Annotated in this window: 19 protein-coding genes and 4 pseudogenes; 9 read left to right on the forward strand and 14 right to left on the reverse strand. The window is 68.2% G+C overall.

Going from position 1 to position 20,601, the window contains the following annotated elements; all coding sequences use genetic code 11:
• Positions 1-8 precede the first annotated feature (8 nt).
• Positions 9-494 (forward strand): OsmC family protein, encoded by a 486-nt coding sequence (locus ABTY62_RS40415; protein ID WP_352134366.1) that lies wholly within the window; start codon positions 9-11, stop codon positions 492-494.
• Here the strand turns inward: ABTY62_RS40415 and ABTY62_RS40420 are convergent.
• On the reverse strand, positions 491-1,363 hold the full coding sequence (locus ABTY62_RS40420; RefSeq protein WP_352134367.1) for an aldo/keto reductase family oxidoreductase: 873 nt from the start codon (positions 1,361-1,363) through the stop codon (positions 491-493). The two genes, ABTY62_RS40415 and ABTY62_RS40420, sit on opposite strands and share 4 nt — an antisense overlap.
• Positions 1,364-1,575: 212 nt before the next feature.
• Here ABTY62_RS40420 and ABTY62_RS40425 point away from each other — a divergent pair, with 212 nt between their 5' ends.
• Positions 1,576-2,439 (forward strand): LysR family transcriptional regulator, encoded by an 864-nt coding sequence (locus tag ABTY62_RS40425; RefSeq protein WP_352134368.1) that lies wholly within the window; start codon positions 1,576-1,578, stop codon positions 2,437-2,439.
• Between the two features lie 178 nt (positions 2,440-2,617).
• Here the strand turns inward: ABTY62_RS40425 and ABTY62_RS40430 are convergent.
• From ABTY62_RS40430 to ABTY62_RS40445, 4 genes and pseudogenes are all read right to left on the reverse strand, one after another.
• Positions 2,618-2,838 (reverse strand): annotated as a pseudogene (locus ABTY62_RS40430) (Tn3 family transposase); the annotation flags it as partial.
• Between the two features lie 75 nt (positions 2,839-2,913).
• Positions 2,914-3,675, reverse strand: coding sequence for a class I SAM-dependent methyltransferase (locus ABTY62_RS40435; RefSeq protein WP_352134369.1), 762 nt, complete (start codon positions 3,673-3,675; stop codon positions 2,914-2,916).
• A gap of 344 nt (positions 3,676-4,019) precedes the next feature.
• A complete protein-coding gene (locus tag ABTY62_RS40440; protein ID WP_352134394.1) occupies positions 4,020-4,205 on the reverse strand; it encodes a dihydrofolate reductase family protein in 186 nt (61 codons plus the stop codon).
• Between the two features lie 36 nt (positions 4,206-4,241).
• Positions 4,242-5,039: a thymidylate synthase gene (locus ABTY62_RS40445; protein ID WP_352134370.1), complete on the reverse strand. Its 798-nt coding sequence runs from the start codon at positions 5,037-5,039 to the stop codon at positions 4,242-4,244.
• A 392-nt stretch (positions 5,040-5,431) separates the two neighbouring features.
• Between ABTY62_RS40445 and ABTY62_RS40450 the strand changes: the two genes are divergently transcribed.
• The 4 genes and pseudogenes from ABTY62_RS40450 to ABTY62_RS40465 form a co-directional block, all read left to right on the forward strand.
• Complete coding sequence (locus ABTY62_RS40450) at positions 5,432-5,761, forward strand: hypothetical protein (RefSeq protein ID WP_352134371.1); 330 nt, start codon at positions 5,432-5,434, stop codon at positions 5,759-5,761.
• A 43-nt stretch (positions 5,762-5,804) separates the two neighbouring features.
• On the forward strand, positions 5,805-6,356 hold the full coding sequence (locus ABTY62_RS40455; RefSeq protein WP_352134372.1) for a YciI family protein: 552 nt from the start codon (positions 5,805-5,807) through the stop codon (positions 6,354-6,356).
• 469 nt (positions 6,357-6,825) lie between these two features.
• Positions 6,826-6,951: a hypothetical protein gene (locus ABTY62_RS40460; RefSeq protein WP_352134373.1), complete on the forward strand. Its 126-nt coding sequence runs from the start codon at positions 6,826-6,828 to the stop codon at positions 6,949-6,951.
• 15 nt (positions 6,952-6,966) lie between these two features.
• Positions 6,967-7,155, forward strand: a pseudogene (locus ABTY62_RS40465) (IS701 family transposase); the annotation flags it as partial.
• On the opposite strand, the gene ABTY62_RS40470 reads toward ABTY62_RS40465, so the two are convergent.
• Entirely contained in the window at positions 7,140-7,424 is a 285-nt protein-coding gene (locus tag ABTY62_RS40470) for a YciI family protein (protein ID WP_352134374.1), read from the reverse strand. The pseudogene ABTY62_RS40465 and the gene ABTY62_RS40470 sit on opposite strands and share 16 nt — an antisense overlap.
• 23 nt (positions 7,425-7,447) lie before the next feature.
• Between ABTY62_RS40470 and ABTY62_RS40475 the strand changes: the two genes are divergently transcribed.
• On the forward strand, positions 7,448-8,149 hold the full coding sequence (locus ABTY62_RS40475; RefSeq protein WP_352134375.1) for a Crp/Fnr family transcriptional regulator: 702 nt from the start codon (positions 7,448-7,450) through the stop codon (positions 8,147-8,149).
• 1,413 nt (positions 8,150-9,562) lie between these two features.
• Here ABTY62_RS40475 and ABTY62_RS40480 read toward each other — a convergent pair.
• The 5 genes and pseudogenes from ABTY62_RS40480 to ABTY62_RS40500 all read right to left on the reverse strand — a co-directional run bounded on the left by ABTY62_RS40480 (position 9,563) and on the right by ABTY62_RS40500 (position 15,624).
• The gene (locus ABTY62_RS40480; RefSeq protein ID WP_352134376.1) at positions 9,563-10,423 is read right to left on the reverse strand and encodes a galactose-binding domain-containing protein; all 861 of its coding nucleotides are present in this window, start codon (positions 10,421-10,423) and stop codon (positions 9,563-9,565) included.
• A 14-nt stretch (positions 10,424-10,437) separates the two neighbouring features.
• On the reverse strand, positions 10,438-11,934 hold the full coding sequence (locus ABTY62_RS40485; RefSeq protein ID WP_352134377.1) for an alkaline phosphatase D family protein: 1,497 nt from the start codon (positions 11,932-11,934) through the stop codon (positions 10,438-10,440).
• A 1,096-nt stretch (positions 11,935-13,030) separates the two neighbouring features.
• Positions 13,031-13,690: an NADPH-dependent FMN reductase gene (locus ABTY62_RS40490; protein ID WP_352134378.1), complete on the reverse strand. Its 660-nt coding sequence runs from the start codon at positions 13,688-13,690 to the stop codon at positions 13,031-13,033.
• A gap of 921 nt (positions 13,691-14,611) precedes the next feature.
• Positions 14,612-15,255, reverse strand: a pseudogene (locus ABTY62_RS40495) (helix-turn-helix domain-containing protein); the annotation flags it as partial.
• 36 nt (positions 15,256-15,291) lie between these two features.
• Positions 15,292-15,624, reverse strand: a complete 333-nt coding sequence (locus ABTY62_RS40500; RefSeq protein WP_352134379.1) for a glyoxalase superfamily protein — start codon at positions 15,622-15,624, stop codon at positions 15,292-15,294.
• A 96-nt stretch (positions 15,625-15,720) separates the two neighbouring features.
• On the opposite strand from ABTY62_RS40500, the pseudogene ABTY62_RS40505 reads away from it, so the two are divergent.
• Positions 15,721-16,594: pseudogene (locus tag ABTY62_RS40505) on the forward strand (IS5 family transposase).
• 20 nt (positions 16,595-16,614) lie between these two features.
• On the opposite strand, the gene ABTY62_RS40510 reads toward ABTY62_RS40505, so the two are convergent.
• The gene (locus ABTY62_RS40510) at positions 16,615-17,577 is read right to left on the reverse strand and encodes an NAD(P)-dependent alcohol dehydrogenase (RefSeq protein WP_352134380.1); all 963 of its coding nucleotides are present in this window, start codon (positions 17,575-17,577) and stop codon (positions 16,615-16,617) included.
• Between the two features lie 104 nt (positions 17,578-17,681).
• Between ABTY62_RS40510 and ABTY62_RS40515 the strand changes: the two genes are divergently transcribed.
• Complete coding sequence (locus tag ABTY62_RS40515; protein WP_352134381.1) at positions 17,682-18,362, forward strand: TetR/AcrR family transcriptional regulator; 681 nt, start codon at positions 17,682-17,684, stop codon at positions 18,360-18,362.
• Positions 18,363-18,588: 226 nt separating this feature from the next.
• Here ABTY62_RS40515 and ABTY62_RS40520 read toward each other — a convergent pair whose 3' ends face one another.
• Both ABTY62_RS40520 and ABTY62_RS40525 read right to left on the reverse strand, forming a co-directional pair.
• Complete coding sequence (locus ABTY62_RS40520) at positions 18,589-19,656, reverse strand: lipocalin-like domain-containing protein (protein ID WP_352134382.1); 1,068 nt, start codon at positions 19,654-19,656, stop codon at positions 18,589-18,591.
• A 382-nt stretch (positions 19,657-20,038) separates the two neighbouring features.
• Positions 20,039-20,209, reverse strand: a complete 171-nt coding sequence (locus ABTY62_RS40525) for a hypothetical protein (protein ID WP_352134383.1) — start codon at positions 20,207-20,209, stop codon at positions 20,039-20,041.
• Positions 20,210-20,601 lie beyond the last annotated feature (392 nt).

A 20,601-nucleotide genomic window follows, 5' to 3' on the forward strand; every position in this document is an offset into this window, starting at 1 on the left:
CAGCACCCATGTCCCTGATCAACGACATCGACGTCCAGGCACTGCGGGACACCACGGCCGCTGTCCGGGCCAACCCGGAGCTCGGCCGGGCCACGTTCTCGGTCAACGGTTCGTGGCAGGGCGGCTGTCGGCTCACCGCGCAGACCGGCCCGCTGACCGCGGGCGGCGAGCGTGACGACAAGCGCGTCGCGCGATACGTGATGAGGAGCGACGAACCCGCCCCGCTGCTGGGCACCGACACGGCCGTCTCACCCGCGGAGTACCTGTTGCAGGCACTCGCCGGCTGCTACACCGTCACGCTCGCCGCCAACGCCGCCGCCAAGGGTGTGGAGCTGAAGAGTTTCCGCCTCGAGCTCGAAGGCGACGTCGACCTCCGCGGATTCCTCGGCATCGACCCCACGGTCCGCCCGGGCCTGCAACAGGTGCGCGTCCGCCACCACATCATCCGCCACCGCCCCTTGGCCTTGCTGGGGGGCCGGGCTGCGTCCCGCTAGTGGCCGATGTTGTCCAACTCGGCGAGATCCTCGTCGGAGAATGAGAGTCCCGCGCCGGCGACGTTCTCGCGCAGATGTGCCACCGACGAGGTGCCGGGGATGAGCAGGATGTTCGGCGACCGCCGCAGCAGCCAGGCCAGGGCGACCGACATCGGAGTCGCATCCAGCCGGGTGGCCACGGCGGAAAGCGCCGTGGACTGCAGCGGGGTGAAGCCGCCGAGCGGGAAGAAGGGCACGTAGGCGATGCCCTTCTCGGCGAGGTCGTCGATCAGCTCGTCGTCCTGGCGGTAGGCGAGGTTGTACATGTTCTGGACGCACACGATCGGCGCGATCGCCTGCGCCTCGGCGACCTGTTCCGCCGTCGCGTTGCTCACTCCAAGGTGTCGGATCAGGCCCTGCCGCTGGAGTTCGACCAGGGCCTCGAGGGGCTCGGCGAGTGAGCCGGGCCGGGGGCCCTGGGCGTCGCCGAGCCGGAGGTTGACCACATCGAGCGAATCGAGGCCGAGGTCCTCAAGGTTCTCGCGGACGGCGCGGCGCAGGTCCTCGGGCTGCCGGGCGGGAATCCAGCCGCCCTGCTGATCGCGGACCGCGCCGACCTTGGTCACGATGTGCAGCGATGCGGGATAGGGGTGCAGCGCTTCACGGATCAGATGGTTGGTGACGCGTGGTCCGTATGCGCCCGCGGTGTCGATATGGGTGACCCCGAGGGCGGTGGCCTCGCGCAGGACGGCGAGCGCACCGTCGTGGTCGGCGGGCGGGCCCATGACCCCGGGGCCGGCGAGCTGCATGGCGCCGTAGCCGAAGCGGGTGACGGTCAGATCGCCCAGGGGCCAGGTGCCGCCAGGCAGTGGAGCGGAGGGTGTGTTCATGTCTGTGACCTTCCTGCTGAGCCGGATACTGCAAGAGGGCTGTCTTCCACCTGGTGCGCCGTTCGCCAACGGCACCCCTCATCCGCGCCGGCCACCGGCGCGGACTTCGCTTCGCCCATGCCGTCGATGTTCGCTTGCCGACGAGCGGCACATCCAATACCGACACGGTGCCCTGTCATACCCGGCAGGTATCACCGGGCTATGCTGTGGCCGTGGACACCCTGGAGACCCGCGAGCTGAGGTACTTCATCGCCGTCGCCGAGGAACTGCACTTCGGCCGCGCCGCCGAGCGCCTCGGCATGGCCCAGCCACCGTTGTCCCGGGCGATCCAGCAGCTCGAGCGGCGCCTCGGCGTCCGTCTGCTGGAACGCAACCGCCGCGGCGTCGCCCTGACCGGCGCCGGAGAGATGCTGCTGCACGAGGGCCGCGCAGCCCTCGACGCGGCCACCGCCGCCGCTCGCCGCACCCGCCGCGCCGGTGGCGCCGACAGCCCGGGCGGCGCCCGCAACCGCCTGGTGCTGGCGGTGAAGGCCGCCGCGTCCCACGAACTGCTGCACAAGCTCCTCGACGCCTACGCGGCCGAGCCCGACGCCGCCGAGATCGAGGTGCTGCCGAGCGGCACGTGCGAGCAGGGAGAGATGCTGCGCGATGGCCGCGCCGATGTGGCGCTCATGCACGCGCCGTTCAACTCCCTCGCCGGGTTCGACAGCGAGGAACTGATGACCGAGGGGCAGATCGCCATCCTGCCCGCCGGGCACCCGCTCGCCGCGCACAAGACTCTGTCCCTGGCCGACGTCGGCGACATCCCCGATCTTCCGCTCGCCCGTTGGTCCCGCGACGGTACGTACCCACCCGGCCCGGGCCCCGAGATCCACGATCAGACGCAGCTGGCCCAGCTGATCGCCCTCGGACGCACCGTGGCCGTCTTCCCCGACTCCGCCCGCGCCTGGTTGTGGGCCGAGCACACCGCCGTCCCCCTGACCGACGCACCTCCCGTCGTCACCCACATCGCCTGGCCCGCGCACAGCCGCTCCCTCGCCCTCGCGGGGCTGATCCGCACAGCCACACGGCTATGACCCTCTCGCGCCTTTCATCGTCGCCGTCACCCTGATGACACACCGCCTGACCGCCGGCCCCCACACCCCACCGTCGCCCGCCCACGGGACGGACAGGGCCGCGAAGCCGTCACGGCCCCGGCGGGCGAGACGGCTCCCGGAACCCCTTCTGGGTCGCTGACCAGCAGGTATTCCTTGGTCAAGTTGGCCACGACCACGACGAGCCGATGATGCCGTCCGTCGTCGATGCGTCCTTGTTGCGCAGCGGGCGCGGGCCGCCCGCCGGCTCGGGGAGCTGGAACGGATGGCGCCCGAGCATGTTGATGTGGTGCCGCACGAACGATGAGAGGCGGGCACGTCCTCGTCGCGGACATCGGAGCCGTCAGCGCGCAGCTGGTTCACCGTGGCGCCCATATGCCTGTGTCTCCAGTTCTGGCGCTTGGGAGACGGAGTCGTGACTGTGCGCGTTCGCCGGGAGGCAGGGATTGCGTGCGGTCAGGGCCGCAGGAGCCTGACCGCAAGGAAGCACGGAGCCTGGTGGAGCTTGTTGTAGGCCGTCTCGTCGAGATCTTGCAGGCCAGGCCTCGGGCGAGGCTCGATGAGCCTTTCAAGTATGAACCCGGCGGCCAGCAGCTCGTTCAGGAACGATTCCAGCGGCATGCGTTGGTAGCGGATTGCCAACGGGCCTCCGGCGAGAGGGCGGTCAACCCAGTCGTCGGCGTAGTACGAACCACCGAATTTCAGCCAGTCAGCCGTCGGGTGGGTCGTCGAGACCAGCAGCCATCCGCCCGGACGCAGGACGCGTTGTAGCTCGCCGAGGAGACGCGGCCGGTCGGCGATATGGTGGAGCGTCAACGCGCACATGACTCCGTCGAACGACGCGTCGTCGATGAAGTCCAACGGCTTCTCGGCATCGTGCATGCGCAGTTCGGCCCGATTGCCCAATCGCTCCCGCGCGTGACTCAGCAGAGTCGCGCTACCGTCGATTCCGACTACCTCGGCACCACCCGCCAGGAGTTCGGCCGCGTAGTGCCCGGCCCCGCAGCCGACGTCGAGAACCTTCAGCCCGGCAACGTCCCCCGCAAGTGCGAGCATCGCGGGCCGGTCGGTGTGCGCGTTGTAGGGGCTGGTGTCGGCGTTCTTCGCGAAGTAGTCGCCGAGTTCGTCGTGGTAAGTGGTCTCTGCAGGCATCGTGACAGCATCGCGCCGGTGGCTGCCAACTGCGAGCGGTTTTGTGCAACTGGAGAGCGCGCCCATCAACGGCTCCCTCGACTTGGGGTCCGATAGTGATGGGCTCGTCTTCAGCTGTCGCCGGTCGCTACCTCACCTGCGGCTACAACTCCATCTTCCTGTGATCAGGTCCGTGCCCTGGCGGGTATCCCGTCCGCCTCCGCCGTACGCCACCCGGCCACATCGCGATGTAGCTGTGAGCTCCATTGGCCGAGTTCGCTGTTTCTCCGTCGATGACCATGTTGGTGGACTTGAGTACGGCTGAATGCACGAACTTCAGGATCACCGCCCGGTAGCGACCATGACCATGCCGGACACGACGCCCAGCCGTTCCGAGGGCGCGAGCGTCCCCGCCATTTTGAATCCAGACGTTAGATTTCCCCGCCGCCGACCACCCATGCCACGGCAGGGGCAGCCGCCGGCTCCGACGGCTCGGCGGCAGGTTCCAGGGCCTGGGCGATGGACCCGGCACGCTCGGCGCTGTTGGCCGCCCACTGTGGGTCACGGGTCACCACGATGTTGCGTCTGCCGGACAGCAGGCGGGATCGCGGAGGCAGCGAATCCCCCGTTCTGCGCCCAGATCAGCCCGACGTTCACACGGCGACCGGGGCTTTGATGGCCGGGTGGTGCTGGTAGTCGAGCACTTCCACGTCGGAGTAGGCGTATTCGAAAAGCGAGTCGGCTTGACGCAGACGCAGTCCCGGGAACTCGAACGGGGTGCGCGAGAGCTGCTCGGTCACCTGCTCGACATGGTTGTCATAGATGTGGCAGTCGCCGCCGGTCCAGATGAAGTCACCCGGTTCGAGGCCGACCTGCTGCGCCACCATGTGCGTGAGCAGGGCATAGCTGGCGATGTTGAACGGGACGCCGAGGAACAGGTCCGCGCTGCGCTGGTACAGCTGGCAGGAGAGCTTGCCGTCGGCGACGTAGAACTGGAAGAAGGCATGACACGGCGCGAGAGCCATCTTGGCCAGCTCGGCGACGTTCCAGGCGGAGACGATCATCCGGCGGGAGTCCGGGTCCCGGCGCAGAGTGTCGAGAACCTCGCTGACCTGGTCGATGTGCCTGCCGTCCGGGGCGGGCCAAGAACGCCACTGCGCGCCGTAGACCGGACCGAGCTCGCCGTTCGCGTCGGCCCATTCGTCCCAGATGGTGATGCCGTGCTCATGCAGCCAGCCGACGTTCGAGTCGCCTCGCAGGAACCACAGCAGTTCGTACACGATGGACCTGAGATGCACCTTTTTGGTGGTGATCAGCGGGAACCCCCGCGAGAGGTCGTAGCGCAGTTGGTGCCCGAAGACACTTCGGGTGCCAGTGCCCGTCCGGTCGGCTTTGGCCGTCCCGGAGGTGAGTACCAGCCGCAACAGGTCTTCGTACTGGGTGTCCGCCACAGCCGTCGAGTCTACTGGCCGCTCACAAGGCGCACTCGACTGCCATGTCTCCCCGTGTGCCGGGGCACCGGTGTGCGGCACAGCCCCGGCGGCGGCGCCCACGCCGGGGCGGGCGTATCGCTCCAGGGACCGCACGCAGGTGGTGCCGGTGCCGGGACCGCGCGAGCCAGACCCACCCCCTTCACATCTCGGCGCCACCGAAGTCGCAAGGAAGCCCGGTCCTGGGGATCAACTGGGACAGCGGCGACCACGCAATGAGACATCGCGGTGTACGCCGCTCCGGGCGTCTCGCGACTCTTCAACCTGATCTCGAAGGCCGGACAACCATGCGCTGGACGATCCCACCCCCGCGCTCCGGACCAGCGGCGACTCACCGTGAGCAAAGTTCGGCGGTGTGGCGCGGCCTGATCCGCCCCGTTCGACGAACCCACCCGCCGTGCTGCCCGGACTGGCTCGACTGCCGCCGCAGCCGTCAGCCGGGCACAGCCAGCACCCGCCCGCTGATCACCCAGAAGACCGCCGCCTCGCGCGGCCCGGCAGGCATGCCGTGGACCACCCGGGTCACCCGCAACCTCACCGCCACCCTCGAACGGCTCCGAGCCGACCGCCAGCCTGAAGAAGCCCTCGTCCCCGTCACCGGCATCGACGAGAAGTCAGCCATCAGCTACTCGGCATCGGTACGCGTGCTTCCGGATGGTGCTGCGGAACGGTCATCACAGTGAAACTCGCTCGCCCTGATGATCTCCTTGAAGAGATCCTGTAGACATGGAGTTCCTCTGCTACCACCGCGACCGGCCCGGCTCCCTGCCACTGCGCGACGAGCTACTGGAAGAGCATTGGTCATATATGGACCAGTACGCGAAGGAGATGATCGCCCGGGGCCCGACCCTCGCCGACGACGGCGACACCCCCACCGGAAGCGTGCACATCCTCGACCTGCCCGATCCAGCCGCTGCCCGCGCCTTCGCCTTTGACGAGCCGAACTACCAGGCCGGCGTCTACCGGGACGTACTGCTGCGACGGTGGCGCAACACCCTGGGCCGCACCATGTGGGACTTCCCTGGCGGCCGGACCGGCGGCAACCGGTACCTGGTGATCGGCCTCGGCACGGGGCAGGCCACCGACCTCGCCGCACCGCCCGTCCGGGATGAACTGATCGCCTACGGGCCGCTGCTGTCCGACGACGGCGCCACCTGGCTCGGCACTGCGGCACTGGTCCGGGCGCCGGACCCGGACACGGCCCGCGCCATCCTGACCGCGGACCGGTACGCCGACATTGAGGTGCACAACTGGCAGTTCGGTGGGCGACCGTCATAACCCGAGAATGTCCGGCCGACGTCAGCGCCGAAGCCCGCCGGTGGCGTCCCGGGCGGCGAAGGCGGCGTTGCGTTGAGCGGGTTCACGCCGCAAGGGCCGACTCCAGCCTCCCGCCCCGCTGCGCGCAGGGACGGGGAGGCCGCCCCTGGGCTCCGCTGTACGGCTCCGCCCAGAACGTCCCGAGGGGGCGATTGCCTGGACATCGGACGATCCGGCCGGCCGGAGACCGTCCCTTACCTCGAGCACGACGGTGAGAAGAACACCCGAATCGGCATCAGCCACAGGAGCCGGCAGTCGGCGCCCGCACCAGTGACCAGCCGGGCTGGCCCCGGCCAGGAACCCCCAAGGACGCTTCTCGAACCCACACCGGGGCCAAGCCGCGCCTGGCCCCAGGACACGGCTACGGCTTCCGCCACCTTGGTGGGCGGCGGCCTGAAGCCTCTGCGCGATCCGGCTCGCACCGATCTGGATGAGGGGGAGGGAGGAGGGTGAGGGCTTCGGCGCGGTGCTGGTGTGCTCGGCCGGGGTGTTCGTTGTCGGCGTGGGTGTCGGCGACGCGGGCCAGGGCAAGGGCCAGGTACCAGGGCTGCGCTGACGAACACGCCCGCCCCATCCCGCCCCGGACGGAGTGGTCCCGCTCACCTGCAACGAGGTCCAGCGGCTGTTCACGGCGTTCGTCATGCGGCCCGTGCACGATGCGGCGCACCGGCTCGGCTGGTCCGTCTGGCGACGCCGTCATCAGGCCCGGGCCCAGGCCAGCCGTTACCGGCGACAAGCCGCCGCTCAGGCGTGGTCGTGAATCAGCCGTTCCCGACCGACCACCGGCGCCCACTCGCGGACGCCGAGCACCTCGACTCCGGGTGTGCGGTAGTACGGATCGGTTTCAAGCAGGCGGTCCAGCTTCCCGCGTTCCGTATCGAAGACAAGTAGCGCACCTGTGTCGTCTGCCCACGGACCTGCGGTGACGAGAAGGCCCTCTTCATGAAGGCGCTGGAGGAGCACACGATGCGCGGGACGTGCCGCGAGGCGCTCTGAGGTGGCGGTGAATGCAAGTTCGACGATCAGCATGCGCCCGAGGGTAGGTTCTGAGGATGCCGGGATCTGTATCAGGCGATACTGCAGCTGCGGCGGAGTGGCGCTCACTGGGCGAGATTCCGCTGTTGGCCGGGTTGTCGGACAACCAGTTGCGCGCCCTCTGGGATGATTCGCTTGCACGCGGCTACCCAGCCGGACATGCGCTGCGCAATGCAGGTGATCCTGCGTCGCATCTCGTGCTGCTGCTGCGTGGTCGGGTGGCCGCCACCGCTACCACGCGTTCGGGCCGGGTCGTCCGCTTCGGCGAGTGGGCCGGCCCTTGCGCGCTCGACAAGGTTGCCGTGATCGATGGCCACGGACACACCGCCACCCTCACCTCGCTCATTCCGTGTTCGGTTCGGATGCTGCCGCGTGACCGCTTCCTGAACATAATTGACGATGCGCCTTCTGTACGTAGGCATGTACTGCGCGTTCTCGCCAGCCAAGCGCGAAGTCACCAAGAAAAGATCACCATCACTGCGACAATGCCCGCAGAGGCCAGACTGGCGGCTTGGCTGCTGAACGAGGGCGCATCAGATGCAAGGGGATGCATCTTCTTGCCAGGTACCCAGCAGGTCTTGGCCGACCTCCTGGGTGTCACCAGGGTGACGGTCAACCGTGCACTCTCCCGGCTCCGCCGGGACGGCCTGATCGAGGTCAATCGCCACACGATCACCATCCTTGCCCCGGAGCTTCTCGAATTGCGAACCCACGGTTAAGGGACGCGCGGCGGGGAGCCGCAGCAGTGGAAGGGAAGCTTGTGGATGGCGCGGATGCAGCGGCCCAATCAGCAAGATCACGTTCTGCGGCTGGAGTATGGGGCGCACTCATCGCGATGAGGGCCGGGCAGTGCCGTTTCGGCGTGGGGGAGGGGGAGCCATGGGAGCGCCATTGTTCGTAACGGCCACCATCACCAGGCCGGCGGTGTATGTGAACCGTATGTCTGCGCGTCTCTTGCATGATGCGGTACGTCGTGAGTTCCGCGCCCGAACTGAGTGCTCTGGGTTCGCCCTCGCTGGCGACGGTCACCCTGATTTCCGGCGTTCTGAGCGAGGCTGCGGATAAGGCTGTGTCGGGTTGTGGTGAACGGTTCGGGGTCCTTCTCGCAGTTGAGGAGCGGTTCCACCGGAGAACTGCGGCAGGTCTAGTTGTAGTGCCTGCCGCAGGCACACGACGCGCGTCGTCGTGCCCGGCGCCGGTGACACCGAGCAGGGCAGGCCAGCCGTACGGGGCGGGCAGGGGCCGGTGCCGTCGTGGGCGTTCTCCCCGGTCTGTGGGGTCGAGCTGCTTGAATGCCTGTGTCGAGTGCGCCCGGGTGCCGGGGACGCGTCGGTCGGCGCGGGCCCCTGCCGCCGGGGCCGTCGGCGGGAGCTATGCCCACCGCCGTTTCTCCCGTATTGCCAGCCCTGCGCAGAGTGCCGCCACAGGCAACTCCGCGGCGAGTGCCAGTACAAGAGTACAAGATTGGCCGCGAGTTCACTTCCGCCGGAAGCCGTGGTGATGTCCGGCCAGGCGTCCATCGTGGGCAGTACGGCGGCGGCGGAGGCCAGTACGGCGTGTGGCCTGTTGCCACGGGCCAGAAGCGTGCCCAGCGCGATCAGGTCCGCCTGCCTCCAGGCCGTCGATGACGACCCAGGTCACCCGCCGGTGTGCGGCAGCCGAGCTGGTTGCCGGTTCGGTCGCGATCAGGCACCACGAGGGTACGAGGAAGACACCGCACGCGATCAGGAACCGGCCGATCCACCGAGTCCCTGTTCGACCCGACCTCGCGTGAGCTCCGATGCCGGTACCTTGCTCCACGGGTACCCCTCCGTGGAGAGGCATCAGTGCTTCTCGCCACTCGGTCATCTGCTCCGTCAGTAGCGGGCGATGCGCCCGGAGAACCGGCTCCTGATCGTCTTGAACGCAGACTCGACCTGCGACACCCTTGTCCCGGTCGCTCAGGAGAGGCCCCAGGCCGCTCGATAACGCGCTTCCCGGACTCGCGCGGTCTGCAGCGGGTGATGCCGGAGCGATGAGGGCATCCGAGTTCTATGGTTCCGCCTCCTGGGGGAAGACGTCGAGTACGGGCGCCGGGACGCCCCAGCCCGTTGGGCCGACAGACGGGACGCCCCGGCGTCGTGCTCGGATTTCTACTGCGGGCCGTAGACCTCGAGTTCGACGAGACGCGAGTAGTTGCTGCGGGCGAAGTTGATCAAGACGCGTACCGCGTCGGTCTGCTCGGCGGGGAACGTGGTGACGACGTGCTCCTCGGCGTTGCCCACGACCTGCGCGACGGTGCGCCAGGTGTCGCCGTCACGGACCTGGATATCGAAGTCCCGGATACCGCTCGTGGCGGCGGGCGTCTTGGTCCAGAGCTCGGTCCGGTCGACCGTCTGGACCGTCGGCCACTCCACGCCGTACCAGTCGGGGAAGACGTCCCGGGTGCCGTCGTTCCAGCCGGTCAGGGTGTCCCAGTGGCTCTGGTCCTTGTCACCGTCGACGGCGCCGCAGAGCGTGAAGTTGCCATGCGTGGAGGAGGCGATGGCCTGCTCGCCGTAGGCGAGGTTGGTCCCGGGCCCGCGCTCGGGGACCGGCTGGACCGTGACCGGGACGACCTCCTTCTGCTTGCCGCTGGTCACGGTGACGTCGTACGTCCCCGGTTTCGTCCCGCGCGGAACGAGCACGCCGAACGACTTGGACACCGGTTGGGCCGGGCTATTGGGCGGCAGGTACGTTTGGAAGATCGTGTCGGAGAGGACGAGCGGCGCCTCGGCTTTCAGGGTGGCGTCTGCGAAGACCGGTTCGGTGCCGGTGTTGGTCAGGGTCACCGAGATCGAGGTGGGCAGGCACGGCAGTTCGCTGGCGGACACCGCGGCGGGCGAGGCCCACATCACGACGTTCGAGCGGGCCTTGCCGCCCGGGGCGGCGACGGCGCTCTCCGCGGGAGCGGCGAGGGTCACGCCGGCGGTCAGCACGCCCGCGACCGCGGCGGCGGTCAGGGTCTTGTTCATGGTCGTTCCTCTTCTCAGGCCTGCTGAATGGCGGCGACGCCGCTCTCGACGGCGAGCTTGGTGCGGGTGCTCATGGTGCCTTCGGGCACCGTGACCCGGTCGCACACCCGGAACTCGGATATCCAGCGGTCCGGCGTTATCTCGCAACTGACGTAGCCCCGCTGGAAGTTGCCGAACTTCATGTGCGGGTTCTCCTCGAGCAGTACCCGCCCGCCGGCGTCCAGGTCCTCGCCGTCCCGCGCCGAAGAGATGGAGGTGCCGACGAACTCGGTGGCGACGACCTTCGAGTCCGGGTCGGTGAAGTCGAGCGCGAGGTCGCTGACCACCGTGCGGTGCAGGTCGCCGGCGAGGCTCACCACGTTCTGGATGCCGCGCTCGTCGATGCCGCCGAGGAGGCGGTCGCGCGATGCGCTGTACCCGTCCCAGGCGTCCATCGGGACGCCCACGCCGGGGCCGGAGACCGTGTCGAGGAGAGTGATGGCGGTCTGGTGGCCGAGGACGTTCCAGGTGGACTGCGACGCGGTGAGGCCGTCGAGCAGCCATCTCTCCTGGGGGAAGCCGAGGATGGAGCGGGTGGGGTCGGCCGTGGCCTCGTTGGGCGCCTTGATGCCGTCGCCATTCACCTGGTCGTTGCGGTACTGGCGGGTGTCGAGCATGGAGAACTCAGCCAGCCGCCCGTACCGCAGGCGGCGGTAGAGCTGCATCTCGGGGCCGGTCGGGAACTGCGGTGCACGCAGCGGCAGGTTCTCCCAGTAGGCGCGGAACGCGTTGGCCCGCCGGACCAGGAACTCGTCGGGGGGCGTGCTCCCGGCGTACCGGTCGGCCCAGTTGTCGACGACCTCGTGGTCGTCGAAGACCGCGATCCACGGGGCGGTGTGGTGCGCCGCCTGCAGGTCCGGGTCGGTCTTGTAGTACGCGTAACGCTGGCGGTACTCGTCCAGGGTGACGGTCTGGCGGGTCCGCAGCGGGTCGTCGTCGCCGGGGCGGACGCCGCGGTCGTTGCCGAACTCGTAGATGTAGTCCCCGAGGAACAGCACCACGTCGTGGTGTCGGGCGGCCAGGTCGCGGTGGGCGGTGAACCAGCCCTCCCAGATGGCCTGGCAGGAGGCGAAGGCGAGGGTCATGCTCGGCAGCAGCTGGTCCGGCGCCGGAGCGGTCTTCGTCCGGGCGGCCGGGCTGACGAACCCGCCGGTGCGGAAGCGGTAGTAGTAGTCGCGGGCCGGCTGGAGGCCGCGGACGTCCACATGGACGGAGTGGCCGTACTCGGGTGAGGCCTTCGCCGTACCGCGTTGGACCACCCGGCTGAAGCGCTCGTCGGCAGCGATCTCCCACTGGACCGAGTAGGTCCGCCGATCCATGCCGCCGAAGGGCGCCAGCGGGTCAGGGGCGAGACGGGTCCACAGCACGACACCGTCCGGCAGCGGGTCGCCGGAGGCGACTCCGAGCGTGAACGGGTCCTGCTTGGTGGCGGAGGTGGTCGCGGCGGTGGCGGGGCTGATCCCGGGCAGCATGCCGGAAAGAGCGAGCCCGGCGGCGGCACCCGTGACTGTGAGGAAGCGTCGACGCGTCGCCGCGCTCAGCGCTGGAGGAAGAAAAGGGGAGTGTTCCACGTGCGTGGACGTTGGCGGCGCCAGATGAACAACTGATAAACATCTCGTGGCGGTACTGTCAGGACTTCAACACGAACTGGCGCCGGAGAGGATGTTCTCTTCTGGAGGCGTCTCTCCCGTCAGGAGCGGGCGGTGACCGGCATTACCGTTGGCGCGATACGTGGCCGACGGAGTCTGCCCATGGCAGATGTTCAGGCGAGAGTGGGAGAAGGCGCTCCCGGCCCCCGCCGATCCGCTTCGGCCCAGCCAGGCCGCACCGCCTGTTCAGCGTGCCCATTCGAGCCCGAGGCCGGCCAAGGTCTGGAGTTTGTCGGCAGTGAGTTCCCGCAGCGGCTCTTGGCGTTGGACAGGAATGCCAAGCCGGTGCCTTTGAATTGGGCGGTCGCGCTCTGGCTGTCGGGCAGGGCGACCCACTCCGGCGGGCCGGGCCTGTCCGGCTCCGGATCGTCGGGGCCGACGGTGTCTGTGACCGATATGCGACGGGTGTGTCGCGGGCGTGCTTGATCATCATCGGTGCGGTGACGCGGGCCGGTCTCTCCAGCGTGGTCCAGAAGGCGTGCGTTGACACGCTGCCGGCCAGCTCCAGTTGCTTCCTGGGATCAGCCCTCGCTCGCGGGAGGTTCCCGCGGGCGCCCGGCGTTCGCGTCCTTGGAGCCGCCGTGTGCTCCGACCGACCTGGGCAGGCGGCCGTACAGGGCCGACCGTGCGGCGGCGGTTTCGTGGAGTTCTTGCTGTGCGGCGAGCAGGGGCTGCGGGGAAGTCAGGTCTGACCATGGCTGAAATGATGTGTCTGTTCGAATTTCGTGGGCTGGGTCAGCGTCCGGAGTGTCGCCCGGAGGTGTGACTGAGCGCCGTAATTGGAGGGTTCCGAGAGTCGTACTTGGCGGGGCGCCCGAGCCGACGCGCGATAGGCGCCACATAGGCAAGCCTGTTGTCACTCGGATTGGGCGCCCGGCTCTCGCTGGGAACTGTGCGACAGCAGGTCAGCAAACGCGGGTCAGTCCTCACTCCGGTGGGTGACCAGTGCGTCGGTGCGATCGCCGGGGAACTCGTACCAGCGGCGCTGCAGGCACACGAACTCCACGTCGGCGCGTACCAGCTGCATGAACCCGCAGATGGTCGCGGCGAGCCGCTCTTGGGAGCCGGGGTGGGTGAGTCGGCCGTCCTCAGTGAAGGCCTCGTGTGCGCGGGGCAGGCTGAACATGTCGGGGTAGACCCGTGTGCCCAGGTGTTCCAGCGGGACCCGTAGCGCCCACAGGCCGCGGTTGCCGCCAACCATCGACGGGGAGGACGAGACCAGCAGCGCGTGCTTGGTCTTGAACGGCTGCGGCCGTACTCGGGAGACCCAGTCGATGGCGTTCTTCAGCAGTCCTGGAACGGAGGCGTTGTACTCGGGCGACGAGATCACGAACGCATCGCACCGCTTGATCCTTTCGCACAGGGCCAGGGCACCGGCGGGCAGCCCTTCGGAATCCTCCACATCCCCGTCGTACAGCGGCATGTCGAAATCCCGCATCCTGGCCAGGTCGACATCGGCACCGGTCTCGGCGATCAGGTTCGCCGCCAGCGAGGCGAGTCGCGCGTTGGTGGACCCGGCACGCAGTGCAGCGCCGAATACCAGCACCCGAACGGGAGCCGGCTGAGCGTCCATGGTCATCCTGCGGTCCCTTTCGCCGGGCGGTTGTCCCCGGCAGCCAGTTTTCCTCAGCGCGGCCTGCCGCACGAGACGACACACTGCGGCTTCTGAGCGGTGCCACAGGGAGCCGAGCCGGGCACGCTCTGCCGCCGACGCGCGGCGATGGTGTCGGACAGGACAGGGGCTGGGCCCACGGCCCCGGCCGCGAACCCTGGGGGTCTACACCGTCCGATGCCGAGCAGACGGGCCAGAGCCCTGCTCCGCCCAGGAGTCGCCTGTGAAGTTCCCCTGTCCCTTGAACGCGGCGAACTTCCGGGCCGGTAAGGCACGTTCGACGGGATCGTTTCAGTAGCGAGCCGGCGGCCCGAGCCGCCCGATGCCGTCGACACCGACGAACCTCACCTGAACGCCCGATGCGTACTCCCAGGCGGGGAGTGCTGCGGCGGACTGGCCCACGGACAGCTCTGCCAGCCGCCAGCGACCCCTGCAATGCGAACGTGGACCATGCCGCGGAACCCAGCGCCCGAAACGGGAAAGGGGCCACCCAAACGTGTGACACCTCCAATCGAACAAGTCAGCGGACCAGATCATCTGCGACGACGCCGGAAAGCCAGATCAACATGCACCGGCAGCCTTTGCCGGTGCGGGACGAAGGTCAGCGTTGATGTGACAGCGCCTGTGCTATGCCCGTGACGTCCTGGTATTCGCGCCAGTGCACGACGCGGCCGCCCCGGACCCGGAGGACCAGAACGAATGCGGCGCTCGCACTGCGGTCGGTCGTGGTGACCCTTCCCGTCACCTCGTATTCGGCGACGATCACCTCGGGGTCGGCAGCGTGGTGGACGGTGATATTCCGGAACTCGTCGAACCGGACGGGCAGGGCGCTCCTGCCAGCTGCCGCGAAAGCGGCGAACTCCTAGCGTCCGACGATCCGGCGAGGCGTCGTCCGCCGCGCTCGGCCCGCTGTCGGCCGGGGTGGTGCTGGAGGTTGAGCGGGCCGAACTCGTCCAGGCGTAAGACGACTTCGGGCTCGTCTTCCCCGGGTATGACCTCGCCGTCGACGATCGCGTAGAGATGCTCGACGCGGGCCTTCTTGGCGGCATAGTCGGGATCGCGGGAGATCTTCCAGGTCTTTACGCGTTGAAACGACCACCCTCCTCGCGGAGCAGGACCCGAAAGCCCTCGTGGCTGATGTCGTCGACCACTCCCTCGGCGACCAGGACGTCGGCCGGCTTGACCGGGCTCCAAGCCGAGAACGGCAGACCGTGCTCGGCCGGCCTGGACTTGGCGATCGTCTTGATCTCCCGCCGCTCGGGCAGGGTGAATTCCCTGGGTCGACCGCCTCTGTACTCAGGTTAGAGGGAGTCGAAGCCGTCGGCGTTGAAGTTGTGGATCACATCCCGGACCCGCTCCGCGCTGGTGAACGTCACCCCGGCGATCTTCGCGACGGACATGCCCTGCACGGACAGCCGCACCATCTGGGACCGCCGCCAGGTCACCACCGACCCGCTGCCTCTGCGGATGATCCGCAGCAGGCCCTTCCCCTCGTCGTCATCGATCTCGCGGACGCACACTCGCTCAGCCACCAGCTCAGCTTCCCTGCCGCGCGCTGCCGGCGAGTGTCATTCCGTCGGCGTTCCGATCCGCAGCCGGTTGCCGTCAGGGTCGCGCAGCTCAATCTCACGCGCCCACGGAGCGTCCTTGATCTGCACACCGAACCCGGAGGCGATGGCCTCGACATCACGAATGCGGAGGTAGACCAACGTGTCGGGTCGGGCATCGCCCTTGTGCTCCGACAAGAACAACCGCATCCTGCCCCGGGCGACCTCGACGAACGCGGGAAGTCCCGGTTCGAAGCGGTGTTCCCACTGCTTGGCGAAGCCCAGCCGCTCGTACCAAGCGACCGCCGCCGCGGCGTCCTCGACGCGAAGAATGGGAATGACTTCTTCGTCCATGGAGTCATCGTGGCAGACCGCCCAGGGCGAACGTTGTCTGATGCGGGACTAAGGCCTGTTGCGAAAATTGATCAAGGTCGTAGATGATCAAGAGCCGTGGGGCGAGGCAACCTGACGAATGGCCAGTGGGCAAAGCTTGAGCCGTTGCTGCCACGTGGGAAGAAGCCGGGTCGGCCGCCGACGTGGACACGTCGGCAGCTGATCGACGGTATACGGTGGAGGACCAGGACCGGTGCACCGTGGCGGGATGTTCCGGAACGATATGGGCCGTGGGACCGGGTCCACGACCTGTTCCGACGCTGGCAGCGCAATGGCACCTGGAAGAGGCTCTTCGAGCAGTTGCAGGCCGAGGCCGACGTGAAGGGCCTCATGACCTGGGACGTCAGTGTGGACTCCACCATTGCCCGAGCGCATCAGCGCGCCGCTGGGGCGCGTAAAAAGGGGAACTGCAAAAGGAGCCTCCCGGCGGCGTCGACGTCGAGCCCGACGACCACGGCCTCGGGCACTCGCGCGGCGGGCTGACGACCAAACTCCATTTGGCGGTTGAGCAGGGCCAGAAGCCACTGTCGCTGCTTGTTACTGCCGGCCACCGGCATGACAGTCCGCAGTTCCAGCCGGTCCTCGATGCCATCCGAGTGCCCCGCACCGGCCAGGGGCGACCGCGTACCCGGCCAGACAAGGTCCGGGCAGATAGGGCCTACGGATCCCGAGCGAACCGTAGCTACCTGCGAAGGCGTGGCATCGGCTGCACGATCCCGGAAAAGCCGACCAAGTCCGCAACCGTAAGAAGCTCGGTTCCCGCGGCGGTCGCCCCCCGAAGTTCGATAAGACCGACTACCGAGAACGTCACGCGGTGGAGTGCGGGATCAACTGGTTGAAAAGGCACCGGGCCGTAGCCGCGAGATACGACGAACTTGCTGTTCGCTACGTAGCGACCGTGTTGGTCGCCGCCATCAACGAGTGGCTGTAACCAGCACAGTGCAACAGGCTTCAGTCGACCCTGACCACGTACTTGCCCCGCACCCCGCCCGTCTCCAGCGCCCGGTGTGCCGCCGCTGTCTCCTCCAGCGGGAAGCCCCTGTCCACCGCAGGGCGCAGTCCACCCTCCGCCACCTGGCGGGCGAGGTCGTCGAAGAGTGCCCGCGTGGGGTTGCCGCTGAAGAAGCGCACCCGGCCGCGTCCGTGTACGGCGCTGGCGGCTATGTAGCCGAGTGAGGCGGCGGGCCGTGCCGGGTCGAAGGCGATGGTGACCATGCGTCCGCCGGGCGTCAGCAGGCGCCGGAAGGCCCGCAGGTCGGTGCCTGCGGTGTCGAAGACCACGTCGAACAGGCCCAGTTCCCTCGGCGGAACGGCCCGGTGGTCGATGGCGTGGTGGGCGCCGAGCATGCGGACGAAGTCAAGGTTGGCGGCGCGGGCCAGGGCCGTGACCTCGGCACCATATGCCTGTCCGAGCTGGACGGCGGCGTTGCCGACGCCGCCCGCAGCGCCCCGTACGAGCAGTCGTTCGCCGGGGCGCAGCCTGGCCTTGTCGCGCAGCGCCGTGATGGCCGTGGTTGCCACCGGAAGCGCGGCGGCTGCCACCAGATCCAGTCCGTCCGGAACCCGGCCGAGCCGCTCGGCGCGGACTGTCACGCACTCGGCGGCGCTGCCGAATCCGGTACGGCCCACGATGCCCCACACACGATCGCCGACCGCGAAGTCCGTCACGCCGGCGCCGAGTGCGGCAACCTCACCGGTGAGGTCCAACCCGACGCGCTGCGGGAACTTCCGTCCGGTGAAGAGACGAAGCCGGCCGGAACGGGCCGCTACTTCGCTGCCGTTGACGCTGAACGCCCGCACCCGCACGAGTACCTCGCCGGGCGCCGGTTCGGGGCGTGGTACCCGGCCCACGTACAGCACCTCGGGGCCGCCGAAGCGGTCGAAAAGTACTGCTCTCATCGTGCGGTCGTCCATCGTACTCACCTTCGCCACCAGTGGCCTTTGCAGGGGATCTGGCCCCGAGCGTAGGCTCTTAAGCGGACGACATCGTCCGTTTGAACCGGAGGTGAGAAACAGTGGTGGAGGAATCCTCTCGGATCGCGGGCCCGGCCAGGCTGCGGGCCGACGCCCGGCGCAACCAGGAGCGCATCCTCGTCTCCGCCCGCGCGGTCTTCGCCGAGCACGGGATCGACGCGCCCATGGCGACCGTGGCCCGACGGGCCGGGGTCGGCGTGGCGACGCTGTACCGGCGTTTCCCGACCCGGGACACCCTGGTGCGGGCCGCGTTCGCGCAGCAGATGGAGACCTGCGCCCGAGCGCTCACCGAGGCGCTGGCCGACCCCGACCCCTGGCGGGGCTTCCAGCGTCTGGTCGAGACGGCCTGCGAGCTTCAGCGAGAGGAACAGGGGTTTCCGGCCGCGTTCGTCGCAGCCTTCCCGGACAGCACGGTGGAACACGCGCAGGCCCGAGAACGGGCCGAACGGGACCTCATGACCCTGGTCCGCAGAGCCCAGGCAGCGGGCGCACTGCGGGCCGACTTCCACCCTTCCGACCTCGCCGTGGCCCTGTTGTCCCACTGCGGTCTGGTAAACGCGCTGCCGCATGACAGTGCTGCCTCCAGGCGCCTGGTGGCGTACCTGCTCCAGTCATTCCGCGCTGAGGCGACTCACGGGGCCCTACCTCCGCCGAGCGCTCTGTCGCTGCGCAGTCTCCCGCTCTCGGCCGACAGCTCCCCGGGACAGCGACCCTCCAGGGCCTGACGCAAAGCGACGCCTGTCACATGGCACGCCCTTCGGACGGCAACCCCACTTTCGCAACAGGCCCTAGATCCACAGGTCAGGACGCTGTTCACGCAGATTTGTCAGACAGCCATGGGCCTCGACGGGGCTGGCTGTACTGCCTCTACTTTGACCAACACCCCGCCATCGTCCTCGACCGGCATACCAACACCTTCGCCAAGGCAAAACGCTCTTTCAAGAGGCGGGTTCAGGCCTTCCAGTTGCCCACCATCTCGACGTAGTTGACGCCGCTGGCCTGCTTGCCTTCGTAGGTCCCGTTGAAGGCGGCTGTGCCTTCGTATCCGCGCGGGTTACCAGTGGCTTCCTGTGCGTCGGTGCCCGTGATGCGCACGTTGAGGTGCGTCTTGAGCGCGGGGATGTCCACGCTCCAGCGGGTGGGGTAGGAGTTGCCGCTGACGGGGCTGGTCCAGGTGCGGTGAGCGCCCTTGGCCAGCGGTTTGACCTCTGCGAGGCTGTAGGAGCCGTCGGGGTGTACGACGGTGGCCCAGGCGTTCCCGCGCTTGTTGTTGGCGTAGTCCCAGATCGCGAGCTTGTCGCCATTGGGGAGCCGGAGGTTCATCCAGGTCCAGTGCATGGTCTTGTCGTCCAGGGGCACCGGCCCCCACTGGCGGTCGAGCCAGGATTCCCCGGAGACCGCGTGCGTCTTGCCCTGGACGGCCAGGGTGCCGGTGGTGCGCATGGACGGGAGAGCGTACTCGTATTGCTGGCTGCCGAGCAGGTCGAAGGTGCCGGTGCCGGCGTACTTCAGCGCCGGGCCTTGGGCCTTGAGGTTGAAGTTGAGGGCACCCCACGGGGTGGCGGCTTTGACCGCCATGTTCTGTGCGTTGCCCGTCCAGGTCAGTCCGGGCGCCTTGATGTTGAGCTTCCTCTTGCTCCAGGAGTAGTCCTTTTGGGCAACCTTGGATTCGTAGAGCTTGTGCCAGCCAGTGTCCTCGTCGGTGACGGTGACTCGCCATATGCGGTTGTCTATGTTGGGGAAGTCCAGCGTGTGTACCAGCACTCCGAAGTTGTGACCGCCGGCCTTGATCCAGCTGGTGAAGTAGATGGAGTCATTCCAGAGGCGCTGGGTGCCGGGGGTGTGGGCGGCGAGGTCGGTGTCGGGGTTGACCGCCGAGGGGATCCCGGCGTAGGTGCTGGTGGACGTTTGGTGGATGTCCTGGCCCGCGGCCTGGACGGCGGGCACGGCCGCTGTTGCGCCGAGGGTGGCCGCTGCGGAGACGGCGACACCCAGCCTGATCCGAGCGCTTCTCTTCATGGCGGTCTCCCTATCGCTCCTGTTCGATCAACGCATGTTGAGTAAATGAGGCTCTGTGCTTCCGGTGGCGCTATGGCCGTTGATCGAATCGGCGTACACGGCGGTCCGCCACCCGGGCGCCGATCCTTGAGGTCGCCTGTCAGAGTTCGCGGCACGGCCACCAGAAAGCGACAATTCGCATGCTATCGGACAGGTCCGGGTGTGACCCCTCGCTGGTGATGTGGCACTTCGACAGCAGGTAGAAGCTGTTCCGTGCCGCAGCCAACCTGAACCTGGACGTGGCATCGGTGTCATCAGGGCCGACCGAAGAGCCCAGCGACCGACTCGTGCCGCTCGTGTTCGAGCACAGGAGCCGGGGCCCTCGATGCCGACACGGCGGACGTCACCGAAGGTGCGCACCCAGGCGAGCAGGGCGCTGTAGCGCCTGGGCCGTGGAGAACGCTTCGGCGCTCAGGACGTGGTCGTCGGTGTCGATCACGGCGGAGACGTGCAGGTCCTTGCGGGTGTCCACGCCGCCGATGACGACGCGGGACAGGGATGGGATGCTGGCCATGTTGGCTTCCTCGCGGACGAGAGCGCGGCGAGGCGGTTTCTTCGAGCTCTCCCCGGTGGTCTTCGCGAAGACCCCGGCCACGGTGGTACGGACCACCGCCCCACCCGGGCCGGGCGCCACAGCAGCCCCAGACGTTCCGTTCGCGCATCGGTCACGGTGACCGTACGGCGAACGGCGGTGTTTCCCGAGTACTCCCCTTGTACGCCACTGACCTGCGCTTCCAAGGCTTAGAAGCACGCACTGAGCGCGGAGCTGTCGAGTGCAACTGGTGCTGTGTACTGGACGTGGCTGACTGAGCGCAGCCCGATCTCACGATTGGCGTCGTCTGCCGGCTGGCGCTCGTGTATGTCGCTGCCCGGCCTGGCGCTGGCGCTGGGGGCGGATCGGCGGCT

Source organism: Streptomyces sp. NPDC097640 (genome assembly GCF_040302705.1).
In the GTDB taxonomy this organism is placed as follows: domain Bacteria; phylum Actinomycetota; class Actinomycetes; order Streptomycetales; family Streptomycetaceae; genus Streptomyces.